A 12,157-nucleotide genomic window follows, 5' to 3' on the forward strand; every position below is an offset into this window, starting at 1 on the left:
ATCATTGGCCATGACCCAAGCATCAGGCCAATGGCCCGATCAGGCGCTCGTCTCCGACTGCGACCACCCGCAGCGCATGGGCGTGTATGAGCCGATCAACCGGCAAAGACAGGACGCGGTGGCTGCAATCGTTCAGGAGCGACGATCCCGCAGGCGTGCGCAGCTTATCAAGCTGGCCCATGCTGTCATGGTGGCGGTAGCCGTTGCTGTCGCCGTCGTCACTGGCGTCTAGCAGCGGATCTACGAGCAGTGGCCAGCAAGCAAGCAAGCGAGTGAGTGCAGGGCCTGCGATTTCATGAGGTGATGCATGGTTGCGCCCGCGTTTGTCCCAACCAAGTCGCCTTGCGAGTGCGGCGACATAATGACGTGGCGCAGGTCAGGCATCCTTGCCCCGCGCTGGCGGATGGAGTGCATATGCGGGCGTTGCGGCCCATGGCGGTCAGAGCCAGAGACGAGACAGCTCGGCGTGCCGCCGATGTTGCGTTTGCGCACGCCGTCGATACCGCCGCCGGGAAGGTGAGCCATGACAGATGACGCCAAGATTGCCGAACTGCTGCGCCGCTATGCCCCGGAACAGTTAGCCGCTGCCTACCTCAAGGTCAGCCGCGAGCGTAACGAGTTGCAGCGCGTGGTTGAGAAACTGCGGCTTGTCAACGACATCGATGATATGATCCGCAAGGCTGGTCCGCAGATGGCCAGCGCGCGGTCAGCAAAGCCGCCAATGCCACCCAAGCGCGGATGACCCGCAAACGATGGGCGGACAAGCCAAGCCGCCACGCCAGAGGATATGGCGCCAGTTGGGACCGCATCAGGCTGCACGCCCTCAAGCGTGATAGCTACCTGTGCCAGCCCTGCCTAAAGCGCGGACACGTCACAGAGGCCAACGAGGTCGATCACATCACGCCCAAGGCGCAAGGCGGGACGGACGACCTCGGCAACCTGCAAGCGATATGCCGCGACTGCCACCGCGACAAGACCGCATCAGACGAGGGGTGGAAGCGCCCCCGGCAGGTGGGGCTGGATGGGTATCCAGTCTGACAGGGGGGGGTGGTCGGAAAGCCAGAGGGGACGAGCCTCAGGACCCGCGGCCCCGGTTTCCGCACGCATCCGCAATTCAGGAAAAGGCAATTTGATGGCACGACCCCGCACGCCAATGGCCAAGGCGGCATTGACCGGGGCCGACAAGCACGACCCGCAGCGATACCGCGCCCGGAGTGAGCCGAAGGCGTCTAAGCGCGAACTAGGTAAGCCGCCCGCCTATTTACCAGCCATGGCGAAGAAGGCTTGGTCGGTGTTTGCTGATGAAATCCCATGGCTGACCTACGAGGACCGTGGCGCAGTCGAGATTGTAAGCCTGATGCGGGCGCAGATCATGGCGGGCCTGCCGCCTGAAACGCCCGCCAGCTTTTACAGCACTTACCGGATGGCGCTTTCATCGCTCGGCGCAACGCCGGTTGACCGGACCAAGGTTTACCAGCCGCCGCAGGACGATGACGACGATCCGTTCGGTTTTCTGGACGCGCCGACGCAATGAGTTTCGCGAATGTTGCGCATGATTATGCCCGTGGCGTCGTCTCGGGCCTGATCCCGGCGTGCAAATACGTCCAGCAGGCGTGCCAGCGGCAGTTGGATGATCTGGAAAGCCCGCCATCCGGCTATCGGTTCAGCGAGGCCCATGCTGATAAGGTATGCCGGTTTGTGGAACTGGCCCCTCATATCAAGGGTGAGAAGGCCAGCAGGGGCGAGTTGCTGCGGTTGGAACCGTGGCAGGTCTTCATCCTGTCTACCGCGTTCGGGTGGGTCGATGCCGACGGTAATCGGCGGTTTCGCCGGGTCTATATCGAGGTGCCGCGCGGGAACGGGAAAAGCGCTCTGTCGTCGCCGGTCGGTCTGTTCATGCTGGCATTCGACGGCGAGGCGGGTTCAGAGGTCTATTCAGCCGCCACGACGAGGGATCAGGCCCGGATCGTGTTCCGGGACGCGCAGGCAATGGCACGCAAGATGCCTGCCTTGTGCAAAAAGTTCGGCATCGAAGTCACGGCGCAGGCCATCGTTCAGTTGAAGTCGTCCAGTAGCTTCAAGGCGCTTTCGGCCGAGGGGCACACGCTGGACGGCCTGAACATCCACCTAGCCATCGTGGACGAGCTTCACGCGCACAAGACACCGGCGGTCTATGAGGTTCTGGAAACCGGGTTGGGCAAACGGCCTCAGTCGATGATCTGGGCGATCACGACGGCGGGGTTCAACAAGCACGGGATCTGTTACCAAACGCGGGATTTTGCGCTCAAGGTGCTGTCGGGCGATGTGACCGGCGAAGCGGCAGATTCGACGTTTGGAATTGTCTACACGGTGGACGAGGGGGACGACCCTTATTCAGAGGAAACGCTGAGGAAGGCCAATCCGAACTGGGGCGTTTCGGTTGACCCGAAAATCGTCATGCAAACGGCGGCGAAAGCCCGGCAGGTGGTCAAGGATCGGGTGAACTATCTCACCAAGCACCTGAACGTGTGGGTGGATGCGAACTCCGCGCTTTATGACACCGAATGGTGGCGCAAGTGCGAGGACCGCGCGCTTGATGAGGCCGATTTCGCGGGCGACGAGTGCGTGATGGGGCTGGATCTGGCCAGCAAGATCGACATCGCGGCCCGCGTGAACCTGTATCGCAGGATGATTGACGGCAAGGCACATTACTACGCGTTCCCGCGCTTTTACCTGCCGCGCTCGGCAATCGAAGATGATCGACACCCGATGTATCGGGGCTGGGAAATGCAGGGCGATATCTACGCCACGCCGGGCGAGACGACGGATTTCGGCATCATCGAGGACGAGATCAAAGCGGACGGGCCGGGCATGGATTTGCTGGCCGTCGCGACCGACCCATGGCAGGCGCAACAGATGATCCAGTCGCTGAAAAAGGACGGGATGCCAGCCGAGGAATACCGGCAGACGGTCGCGAATATGTCCGAGGCGACAAAGACGCTGGACGCCCTGATGCGTGAGGGGCGGATTCATCATCCCGGCAACGCGGTGCTGAACTGGATGATCGGCAACGTGGTTGGGCACTACGACGCCAAGGAAAACGTCTATCCGCGCAAGGAAATGCCCGCGAACAAGATCGACGGCGCGATTGCGCTGATCATGGCGCTCGGTTGGTTCATCGGTCGAGAAGCGGCTGCGGAACCGCAATACCAAATTCACATTATCTAGGAGGCGGCTATGGATCGCGCCTTTTCGACGCTGGAAATCAAGGCGCTGGACGATGACACCGGGACGATTACCGGCATCGCCAGCACGCCGTCGCCGGATCGCATGGACGATATCGTTCTGCCCGAGGGTGCCAAGTATCGCCTGCCGCTCCCTTTGCTTTGGCAGCACAACCATTCCGACCCGATTGGTGAAGTGGTCGAGGCGAAGGTGACCGAGAAGGGGATCGAGGTCGTCGCAAAGGTCGCCTTGGGCGTCGCGGACGAAATCGACCGCTATTGGAAGCTGATGAAAGCCGGGCTTGTCCGGGGCCTGTCTATCGGTTTTCGGGGCCTGAAAGTGGCCCAGATCGAGGGGTCTTGGGGCGTCGAGTTCCGAGAGTGGGAATGGCTTGAACTGTCGGCCGTCACAATCCCCGCCAATGCCGAGGCGTCCATCGCCATGGTCAAAGAATTTGCAGCGAAGCCTCTGGCGGCTGCTGCAATCGTTCCGCCTGCCCAGCAACCTGCCGCGTCCGGCAAGAAGTGTCTGCCTGTGGTGAAGCTGAACGACCCAGCCCGCGTCCGGGCACAACCGTTTGTGGTGCGGAAGATCCACACCTGAACGGCCCGCCTGTATTGACGCCCGAGGGCAGGGCACATCAACAAAATGGTGAATATCATGGCACCATATGCCGAACAAATCGCTGCCTTCGAGGCGGCACTGGAAACGCGTGTCACGCGCTTGAAGGCGCTGGCAGATGCGGCTACCGAAAAGGGCGAGACCTTCGACGCCGAGGCGCGCGAGGAGGTTGACACGCTGAAAGGCGAAGTCAAATCGCTGAACCAGCAGATTGCCGATCTGAAAGAGATCGAGGCAATGGTGGGCGCGACCGCCAAGCCGGTTGACGGGTCGTCTGCGAAGGCGGCGTCGGATTCGCGCGATCCTCGCGTTCCGGCTCAGGTGAAGGCCGCTGAGAAGCTGGATCCTGGCATCGCTGTTGCGCGGATTGCCCGTGCAAAGGCTGTCGCGGCGGTCAAAGGCATGACACAGCGCGAAGCGGCTGCCACCCTCTACGGTGAAAACTCCTCGACCTATGGTGTTTTTGCCAAGGCGGCGGTTGCTCCGGCTCTCACGACCACGCCAAGTTGGGCGGGGAATCTGGTTGGCGATGAAGGCTCTGTCTATGCCGACTTTATCGAGTATCTGCGCCCGCAGACCATTCTGGGCCGCTTTGGCAACAACGGTATCCCGTCCCTTCGGAATGTCGGTTTCCGCACGCCCCTGATCGGCCAGACCACGGGCGGCTCGGGCTACTGGGTCGGCGAAGGTCAGGCAAAGCCTCTGACCAAGTTCGATTTCAGCCGCACCACGCTGGAACCGCTCAAAGTTGCGAACATCGCCATCGCGTCGAAAGAGGTTCTGGAATATTCCAACCCTTCGGCTGATGGCATCATTCGCGACAGCCTTGTTGCGGCCCTGCGCGAACGTCTGGATATCGACTTCATCGACCCCACCAAATCGGCGGTTTCCGGTGTCTCGCCCGCGTCGATCACGAATGGCATCACGGCCATCCCCTCGTCGGGCGTTGATGCGGATGCGGTTCGCGCCGATATCCGCGCGATTTTCGCGGCGTTCATCGCAGCAAACAACGCGCCGACCTCGGGTGTCTGGATCATGGCCGCGACTCAGGCGCTGTCGTTGTCCCTGATGCTCAACCCGCTTGGGGCAACCGGAGTTTCCTGGGATCGGGATGAACGGCGGCACTCTGTTTGGCCTGCCGGTGATCGTTTCGGAACACGTCCCGTCGGGAACCGTGGCGCTGGTCAACACCTCGGATATCTATCTGGGCGATGAAGGCGGCTTTTCGGTGGACTTCTCGCGCGAAGCGTCGGTTCAGATGGACGATTCCCCGGACAACCCGACGACCGCGACGACCGTTCTGGTTTCGCTGTGGCAGCGCAATCTGGTCGGCTTCCTCGCTGAGCGCACGATCAGCTGGGCGCGTCGTCGCGCGTCGTCGGTTCAGGTTCTGTCCGGCGTCGATTGGGGCGGTGAGCCCGACGAGGGTTGATGATGGCAGGGGCGGCACAGGTCGCCCCTTTCCACTCCTGCGGAGGCTGACATGAAGAAATCGACCTATATGGACCGGGCCATGAAGTCCCGCGATCCTCGCTTTGCCCGCGTTCTGGGCAAGCTGGGCTATGAGCGCCGTGACATGGTTGCTGAAGCCTCGCAGCCCGACGATCTGGCCGAACTGCGCAAGGAATACGAGGCGCTGATCGGCAAGCGCCCGTATATGGGCTGGGGCGCTGACGAACTGCGCGAGAAGATCGCATCAGCGGCAGCGGGCGGGGAATAATCGCATGTGGCCTTTCCGTCGCAAAGAAAAGGCGCTGTCGCCCGCGCCGAACGGCGGCGGATGGCGCGTGCTTGAGAGCTTCACGGGCGCGTGGCAGAGAAATGTGGTCGTGGATCGCGAATCTGTGCTGTCGAACCCGTATATTTTTCGCTGCCAGTCGATGATCGCGCGCGACATTGCCAAGCTGCGGGTGAAGCTGGTGAAGCAAGACGCGGGCATCTGGTCCGAGGTCAGTATCCCGGCCTTTTCGCCCGTCATTCGCAAGCCGAACCATTTCCAAACGCGAAATCAGTTCTGGGAAAGCTATTTTCTGTCGAAGCTGTCTCGCGGCAACACCTATGTTCTGAAACAGCGTGACCAGCGCGGAGTCGTCGTGGCGCTGTATGTTCTGGACCCGATGCGCGTTCAGCCTCTGATCAGCGAGAGCGGCGAGGTTTTCTACCGCCTGTCGAGTGACAACCTGGCGCGGCTGCCCGATGCTCTGACGGTCCCGGCGCGTGAAATCATCCATGACCGTTGGAACTGCCTGTTTCACCCACTGGTCGGTATTCCGCCGCTGTGGGCCAACGCCCTGAACGCCACGCAGGCGCAGAAGATCAGCGAGAGCGCGGCCAGTTTCTTCGCGAACCAATCGCGGCCCGGCGGCATCCTGACGGCGCCGGGAGCGATTTCGGACGAGACGGCGGCGCAGCTGAAACAGGCGTTTGAACAGGGCTATTCTGGCGAGAACGCGGGCCGGATCGCTGTGGTCGGCGATGGGCTGACGTTCAGCCAGTTGACGGTGACAGCCAATGACAGCCAGCTTGTCGAGCAACTGAAATGGACGGCGGAAACCATCGTTGCGACCTACGGAATCCCGCTGTCGAAACTTGGGCTGGCCGCGATCCCGTCCGGGGAAACGGTCCAGACCAGCAACATCCGATATTACATCGACGCCCTGCATGGGCCGATGGAGGATGCGGAATCCTGTCTGGATGAGGGCCTTGGCTTGGATGGGGTTACGGTCGGCGTCGAGTTCGACACAGACAGCCTGTGGCGGCTGGATAGCTTGACGCAAATGGACGTGCTGGAGAAATCAAAGTCGGTCCTGACGCTGGACGAGCGCCGCAAGAAGCTGGACGCGGCCCCGATCACAGGCGGTGCGACGGTCTATCTGCAACAGCAGGATCACAGCATCGAGGCGATTGCGGCGCGCGACAAGGTTCTGATCGAGCAGGCCAACAACCCGGCGCCGATTGCGTTGCCCGCCCCCGACACATCGGCACAAGAACAGGCTGAAGAACGCGCCTTCATGGCAGAAACGTTGCTGTCGCTGCGCAAGAATATGGAGGCGGCATGATTGACCCGCAGAAATTCGGCGCAGAACTGGCCGGGATCGTGAAGGCGGCGACAGCTCCGATCCTGTCGCGGATCGAGGCCATGGAGCGGCGCATAGAGGCCCTGCCGGTCCCGCGCGACGGCAAGGATGCCGATGCAGCTGCAATCGCCGCGCTGGTCCGGGCCGAGGTCAAGGCCGATCTGGACGCGATCAAGGGGCTGATCCTCGAACAGCCGGAATTGCCAGATATCCCCGCGTTGATCGAGGTCGCGGTCGATGAGGCTGTGAAGGCGCTGCCTGTCGCGAAGTATGGTGAGCCGGGTGCAAGCGTAACGGTCGTGGATGTATTGCCCGCACTACAAGAACAGGTGAAAGCGTATCTGGACGCCACGCCAGTGCCGCAGGACGGGAAGGACGGGCGTGATGGGGCAGATGGCGCGCCGGGCAAGGATGGCGCCCCCGGAGCCGCGGGAGAGCCTGGGCGCGATGGTCTGGACGTCAAAGACCTGTTTCGCGCCGATGGCGGCAGGTTGGTCGCGGTGATGAGCGACGGTACGACCAAGGATCTGGGCGTCTTTGTCGGTTCTGACGGGGCCGATGGTGCGCCGGGTCAAGATGGTAAGGACGGTTCTGACGGCCTCGGGTTCGAGGATCTGGATTTCGTCACTGACGATCATGGCCGGGTGACTGCCAGGTTCCAGCGCGGCGATCTGGTCAAATCGGTGCGCCTGCCGGGCATCGTTGATCGCGGGCCGTTCAAGGCTGGCGAGGCTTACGAGAAAGGCGATGCGGTCAGCTATGGCGGCTCGCTGTGGATCGCGCAGGCGGGCACCAGCGCAAAGCCGGATGGCGGCGATGGCTGGCGACTTGCGGTCAAGAAGGGCCGCGACGGGAGGGGTGCGTGATGGTCGAATTGGTCACCAAGGATCAGGTCAAGGCCGCGCTGAAATTGGACGGCAATGAAGATGATATCGCCCTGGATCTGCTGATCCCTGCGGCGTCCGGTGCGATCCTGAATTACCTGAAATCCTCTGGCGAAAGCATCATCAGCCCAAGCACCGCGCCGCATGAGGTGCAGATCGCCACGATCTATCTGATCGGCGTGCTGATGCGGAACCCGGACAACGACACCGAACGAGCCTTTGATCGCGGATACCTGCCCATGCCGGTCACGGCTATGCTCTATCCGCTGCGAGACCCCGCCCTTGCTTAGGTCATATAAGCCCCTGACCGCAGGCCAGTTGACCAAGCGGGCCACGCTGCTGATGCCGGTCGAGTATCTGGACGAGGATCGCCAGCCGATCCAGCGATATGACGATCAGGGCACCGTCTGGTGCAACGTCCGCTGGCTGCGTGGGGGCGAAAGCGTGATGCAGGCGCGCATGAGGGCGAAAAGCCCCGCCATCGTGACGGTGCGCGCGTCCAGCCTGTCCCGACGCGTGACGAGCGAATGGCGGATGCGTATCGACGGGCGCGATTTCGATGTGAAAGAACACCCGCGCGAGAGCGATGACCGGGCGTTCTTCGAGGTGCTGGTGGAGGGGAAATGACCGACATTCGCCGCCTCGGGCAGATCATCCTTGACCGCGTGGCGGCAGAGGTGCCGGAACTCGGGGGTAGGGTGCAGGAACGCGCGACCTTGGGGCTGGCCTTCCCTTACTGCACCCTTGGCCCGATCTACGGCGTCGAGGGTGATGTGGAATGCATCGAGGCCGACGAATGGACCGTCCAGTTGGATATCTGGGGCCAGATCCCGGACTGGAACAAGCTGAGCATGGCCGAACTGGCTGGCAAGGTGCGGCGCGCGCTGAAAGGCTGGTCCGATACCGATCAGGTCACCATGCACCCGCTGTCAGTGCAGACGCCGCGCGTGATGGACGATCCTGACGGCAAGACCGTCCATGCGGTGATTATGGTCGAGGCGATGGTGGAAGATTGATCGCCTAGGGGAACAAAGGAGAACGGGGGTTAGTCGTCGGTGGGGCGAGGCTTCCGCTTGAATGCGATGTTCACCATTCCGGGGTCGCCGGGTTCTGCCACAACGTCAACATTGTTCATCGCCCTCACGAACTCATCGACCAGGCTGATCAATTTGAGGCGTCGGTTTGTCTGGATCTTCTCCGCTTCGGATTGCTGACAAGAACCGCTGCAACGCGTCATGGGCGACTTGCAACTCATCTATCTCCGGTGCCGGATACTTCTCCTCCAGCGTGGCGACCAACTCCGCTGTGGTTGTTCGGCTGTTGGCCTCTGCCGCTGCCTCGATCCTCGCCTTGAGGTCGGCAGGCATACGAAAATTGACCTGAACCTGTTCGGAAGCTGGTGGGCGCGCCATGGGATTCTCCTTTGGCTAGCTACATGCTTTATTTTTTTGGCTTGACGCAATACGTAGCTTGATGCTTTATAGCTTCATGCTTTAAGAACGGAGGTTGAACATGCAAGCAATCATCCCTTCGCACACGACAGAGGGCATCGCGCAAATCGCGCTCCGTGTTCCTGTGTCGCTGCGGGATGAATTGAAAATCGAGGCTCGTCGTCAGGGTCGTTCGTTGAACACCCACGTGGCGATGATCCTGCGAGCGGCAGCGGGGGGTTCGTTTGGCGACCAAGCCCCCGCTGCCGGAAGTGAAGCCGCCGCGCGGTAACGCGGCAAAACCTCAACACGCTGACAGATTTGAAAGGATCAGCATGCTGGACAATCATATGACTCTCATGGAGCCTTCGGGCAAGGGTCTCGTCTACAATGGGACATTGATCCGGGACAAAGGCGACATGCTGTCGCTGACGGACATGTGGAAGGCGGCGGGTTCGCCGGAAGAATCGCGAGCCGTTCAACTGGTCACGCAAAGAGGGGTCGGCGTTCATCGATGCTGTGGCCCTAGCCCATAACCTGCCCACCAGTCAGGTTATGGCATCCAAGCGCGGCAAGAACGGCGGCACCTTCGGCCACTGGCAGATAGGCATCGCCTATGCGAAATACCTGAGCCACGACTTCCACATGTGGGGCAACCAAGCCATCCGCGAGAAGATGGAAGGCCGTGCTGCGCATGTCGGTTTGTCGCCCGAGGTGGCCGACGCCATTGAGCGCAGCCTCGGCATCGTTAAGATGCTGGCGCACAAGGTGACGCAGATCGAACACTCCTTGCCAGTGATGTTGGAGGCCATGACTGCCGCCGCCGTCGCTGCGAAGATGGCCGATGAAAACCTGCTGTATCGGCGCGGTCAGACGGCAAAACAGATCTGGGACAGCCACGGGCTACCCGAGAAGATGCGGGGAACAACGCTCTGGCTCGGCAATCGTCTCGACGAGATGGGCTGCGGCGTGATGAAGGCCGAATGCGGCAACAAGGCCATCCGCATCTATGACCCGGATAAAGCTGCGGCATGCATGAAGAATGGCCTTCACCACAAGGCGAAGGTCTATTGCTCGGAAAAGTGGGGGCAAGGTCGCCTCCGGCTTGTGGAGGGCCGGGCATGAAAGCTAATTGGCTCCCACTGACCCCAGATACGGAAACACGTAAGGGTGAGAGCGTTGTCTATCTTGGGGTTTTTGCCGATGCAGTAAAGATCGGCATATCCATCAACCCAAAGGAGCGGCTCCGCTCACTCTCAACTACATCGGGGCGGATGCTGGAAAGAGCCTTCATCTTGATGGCCGAACAGGCTTATGACGCCCGTCGCGCAGAGATGGATCTCCACGCCCGGTTCTCGTCAATCCGCTTGGAGGGGGAGTGGTTCCTGCCTCAAGCAATAGCGGCGATGAAAGCGCCTATTGAAGTGAACCAGATTGACGGGTTTGCAGAAGGGGCTGACTCCCGGGTCACTGACCAGTTCGCGCGCTTCGGGTTTAAGCTATTGCCTGTCGCAACTGCGGATCAGGTTCGTGAGGCGCAGATATGGTCTGTTAAGGTTGCGTTCATACCCATCATGGCAGAGATCATGGTCGCACTGTCTGAAACGGCAGCGAAAGCTGAGGCTGCTTTCGAGGTAAAGCCGGGCATGTCGGGCAGCGATGTGCTGATGGCGTGGTCGGCGCTGATCGAAAAAGCAGGTGGCCTTCATCACTCACGTAATCTGGGTGATGTTTTGGACCGCATTGCCAACGAGGCCACTTACTACAGTGAGGATGAGTTCGTCAGCGGCTTAACGGCCACGCATCCGTCTATCTGAATCCAAACGGCCCCCGGCGCGGTAGCAGCCGCATCGGAGGCCTAACCCAAACCTGATCATCAGAGGATCAAGTCATGGCTTTGACCAAAGATAGCGGCGTGTCCGCACAATTCAACCGCCGCGCCCTTCTGAAACTGGCCCCTGCGCTTGCTGTCGTCCCGGCTGCCGCGCTGTCGGGGGAAGTCCTGCCGCCTGTCAGCGAAACCCCGGTCGAGGCACTGTTCCGCGAATGGGAGATAGCCCACGCTGACTTGATCAGCGACCGATGGGACGACGCGACCGAGGATGAACAGGAGGCCATCTGCGGGCGTGTCAGCGATATCGCCTATCGGATGATGGAACTGCCGTCGCGAAGCGCCCGAGACTTTGCGATGAAGGTCACGGCCTACACCGTCTTTGGCGAGAATGGGTTGCCAGACGAGGGGCAGGATCGGGCGCTCTGGGCCGAAGCCCGCGCGCTGGTCGCCGCCTGAACTAACTGAAATCACTGCCAACTGGCCCCGCTTCGGTGGGGCCTTTCAAATGTCCAACTTAACTCCGAAGTCACCCCTTCCTCGCGCCCCGCGATCCCATCCCCCTACGATCATTGCGTCTGCGGTGATGGACCATCCAACCCAACCATGCTTTTTCAGCATGTCGCGATATCCTGCCGCAACTGGACGGGCCAGATGGCCGACCTTCTGTCCGTTGATGTAAATTGCAACCGCGTTTTCATCATGGGGGTTGTCGTCTTCGCAAATGATGGCGGCGATACAGTCAAATTCGGCGCTTTCGTCGGATCTGCCGCCGACAATTCGCGCCAAAGCATCCTGATAGTGGCTTTCGCCAACGATATCGAATTCGAATGATCCATCACCCTCAAGGTGCATGGAGCGATTAGGTTGTGGCGATGGTTCGCCGCCGAAAAGTCGAGAAAGCCAACCCATTTCAATCCCCCGTTTCGATGACGGTGGCGCATGTGGGCTGATTCGTGGAGTCGAAAATGTGGCTTGAGTTCACTGCCGTCTTTCGCTGGCGCCCGAAATCGAGCGTCTCAATCCGCTACGAACCCGGCATGAGGTTGCGCGTCACCCGTCGTTGTGCGGCGGCTGCACTAGCAAAAGGCGCGGCGGTGCGGATCGAAA

At 61.0% G+C, this 12,157-nt stretch carries 21 protein-coding genes; 19 read left to right on the forward strand and 2 right to left on the reverse strand.

Annotated features, from left to right (window positions below; all coding sequences use genetic code 11):
* Window positions 1–10: 10 nt before the first annotated feature.
* The 14 genes from PE067_RS09310 (at window position 11) to PE067_RS09375 (ending at window position 8,802) form a co-directional block, all read left to right on the forward strand.
* Window positions 11–232, forward strand: coding sequence for a hypothetical protein (locus PE067_RS09310; protein WP_276189107.1), 222 nt, complete (start codon window positions 11–13; stop codon window positions 230–232).
* 291 nt (window positions 233–523) lie between these two features.
* Window positions 524–742 carry a hypothetical protein gene (locus PE067_RS09315; RefSeq protein ID WP_276189108.1) on the forward strand — a complete coding sequence of 73 codons (219 nt, stop codon included), beginning with the start codon at window positions 524–526 and terminating at the stop codon, window positions 740–742.
* Window positions 739–1,038: an HNH endonuclease signature motif containing protein gene (locus PE067_RS09320; protein WP_276189109.1), complete on the forward strand. Its 300-nt coding sequence runs from the start codon at window positions 739–741 to the stop codon at window positions 1,036–1,038. Before PE067_RS09315 ends, PE067_RS09320 begins: the two co-directional genes overlap by 4 nt.
* Window positions 1,039–1,132: 94 nt before the next feature.
* A complete protein-coding gene (locus PE067_RS09325) occupies window positions 1,133–1,534 on the forward strand; it encodes a hypothetical protein (RefSeq protein WP_276189110.1) in 402 nt (133 codons plus the stop codon).
* Window positions 1,535–1,626: 92 nt separating this feature from the next.
* Complete coding sequence (locus PE067_RS09330) at window positions 1,627–3,207, forward strand: terminase TerL endonuclease subunit (protein WP_276189111.1); 1,581 nt, start codon at window positions 1,627–1,629, stop codon at window positions 3,205–3,207.
* Window positions 3,208–3,216: 9 nt separating this feature from the next.
* A complete protein-coding gene (locus PE067_RS09335; protein ID WP_276189112.1) occupies window positions 3,217–3,807 on the forward strand; it encodes an HK97 family phage prohead protease in 591 nt (196 codons plus the stop codon).
* A gap of 57 nt (window positions 3,808–3,864) precedes the next feature.
* Complete coding sequence (locus PE067_RS09340) at window positions 3,865–5,040, forward strand: phage major capsid protein (protein WP_276189113.1); 1,176 nt, start codon at window positions 3,865–3,867, stop codon at window positions 5,038–5,040.
* Complete coding sequence (locus PE067_RS09345; protein ID WP_276189114.1) at window positions 4,937–5,257, forward strand: phage major capsid protein; 321 nt, start codon at window positions 4,937–4,939, stop codon at window positions 5,255–5,257. Before PE067_RS09340 ends, PE067_RS09345 begins: the two co-directional genes overlap by 104 nt.
* A gap of 51 nt (window positions 5,258–5,308) precedes the next feature.
* Window positions 5,309–5,545 (forward strand): hypothetical protein, encoded by a 237-nt coding sequence (locus PE067_RS09350; RefSeq protein ID WP_276189115.1) that lies wholly within the window; start codon window positions 5,309–5,311, stop codon window positions 5,543–5,545.
* Window positions 5,546–5,654: 109 nt separating this feature from the next.
* Window positions 5,655–6,884, forward strand: a complete 1,230-nt coding sequence (locus PE067_RS09355; protein ID WP_276189116.1) for a phage portal protein — start codon at window positions 5,655–5,657, stop codon at window positions 6,882–6,884.
* On the forward strand, window positions 6,881–7,768 hold the full coding sequence (locus tag PE067_RS09360; protein ID WP_276189117.1) for a hypothetical protein: 888 nt from the start codon (window positions 6,881–6,883) through the stop codon (window positions 7,766–7,768). Before PE067_RS09355 ends, PE067_RS09360 begins: the two co-directional genes overlap by 4 nt.
* Entirely contained in the window at window positions 7,768–8,076 is a 309-nt protein-coding gene (locus PE067_RS09365) for a head-tail connector protein (RefSeq protein WP_276189118.1), read from the forward strand. The genes PE067_RS09360 and PE067_RS09365 overlap by 1 nt, the downstream gene beginning before the upstream one ends.
* Before the next feature lie 28 nt (window positions 8,077–8,104).
* Window positions 8,105–8,413, forward strand: coding sequence for a phage head closure protein (locus PE067_RS09370; protein WP_276189119.1), 309 nt, complete (start codon window positions 8,105–8,107; stop codon window positions 8,411–8,413).
* Window positions 8,410–8,802 (forward strand): DUF3168 domain-containing protein, encoded by a 393-nt coding sequence (locus PE067_RS09375; protein ID WP_276189120.1) that lies wholly within the window; start codon window positions 8,410–8,412, stop codon window positions 8,800–8,802. The genes PE067_RS09370 and PE067_RS09375 overlap by 4 nt, the downstream gene beginning before the upstream one ends.
* Window positions 8,803–8,934: 132 nt before the next feature.
* Here PE067_RS09375 and PE067_RS09380 read toward each other — a convergent pair whose 3' ends face one another.
* Window positions 8,935–9,198, reverse strand: coding sequence for an Arc family DNA-binding protein (locus tag PE067_RS09380; protein ID WP_276189121.1), 264 nt, complete (start codon window positions 9,196–9,198; stop codon window positions 8,935–8,937).
* A 100-nt stretch (window positions 9,199–9,298) separates the two neighbouring features.
* Between PE067_RS09380 and PE067_RS09385 the strand changes: the two genes are divergently transcribed.
* From PE067_RS09385 to PE067_RS09405, 5 genes are all read left to right on the forward strand, one after another.
* Complete coding sequence (locus PE067_RS09385; protein WP_276189122.1) at window positions 9,299–9,508, forward strand: Arc family DNA-binding protein; 210 nt, start codon at window positions 9,299–9,301, stop codon at window positions 9,506–9,508.
* Window positions 9,509–9,551: 43 nt separating this feature from the next.
* The gene (locus PE067_RS09390; protein ID WP_276189123.1) at window positions 9,552–9,752 is read left to right on the forward strand and encodes a hypothetical protein; all 201 of its coding nucleotides are present in this window, start codon (window positions 9,552–9,554) and stop codon (window positions 9,750–9,752) included.
* Between the two features lie 19 nt (window positions 9,753–9,771).
* Window positions 9,772–10,341, forward strand: a complete 570-nt coding sequence (locus PE067_RS09395) for a hypothetical protein (protein WP_346429676.1) — start codon at window positions 9,772–9,774, stop codon at window positions 10,339–10,341.
* Window positions 10,338–11,033 carry a GIY-YIG nuclease family protein gene (locus tag PE067_RS09400; protein ID WP_276189125.1) on the forward strand — a complete coding sequence of 232 codons (696 nt, stop codon included), beginning with the start codon at window positions 10,338–10,340 and terminating at the stop codon, window positions 11,031–11,033. The genes PE067_RS09395 and PE067_RS09400 overlap by 4 nt, the downstream gene beginning before the upstream one ends.
* Window positions 11,034–11,107: 74 nt before the next feature.
* Complete coding sequence (locus PE067_RS09405; protein WP_276189126.1) at window positions 11,108–11,506, forward strand: hypothetical protein; 399 nt, start codon at window positions 11,108–11,110, stop codon at window positions 11,504–11,506.
* A gap of 45 nt (window positions 11,507–11,551) precedes the next feature.
* On the opposite strand, the gene PE067_RS09410 is transcribed toward PE067_RS09405, so the two are convergent.
* Window positions 11,552–11,959 carry a hypothetical protein gene (locus PE067_RS09410; RefSeq protein ID WP_276189127.1) on the reverse strand — a complete coding sequence of 136 codons (408 nt, stop codon included), beginning with the start codon at window positions 11,957–11,959 and terminating at the stop codon, window positions 11,552–11,554.
* Between the last annotated feature and the right edge of the window lie 198 nt (window positions 11,960–12,157).

The sequence above is a fragment of the Paracoccus sp. DMF-8 genome (assembly GCF_029309835.1).
In the GTDB taxonomy this organism is placed as follows: Bacteria; Pseudomonadota; Alphaproteobacteria; order Rhodobacterales; family Rhodobacteraceae; genus Paracoccus.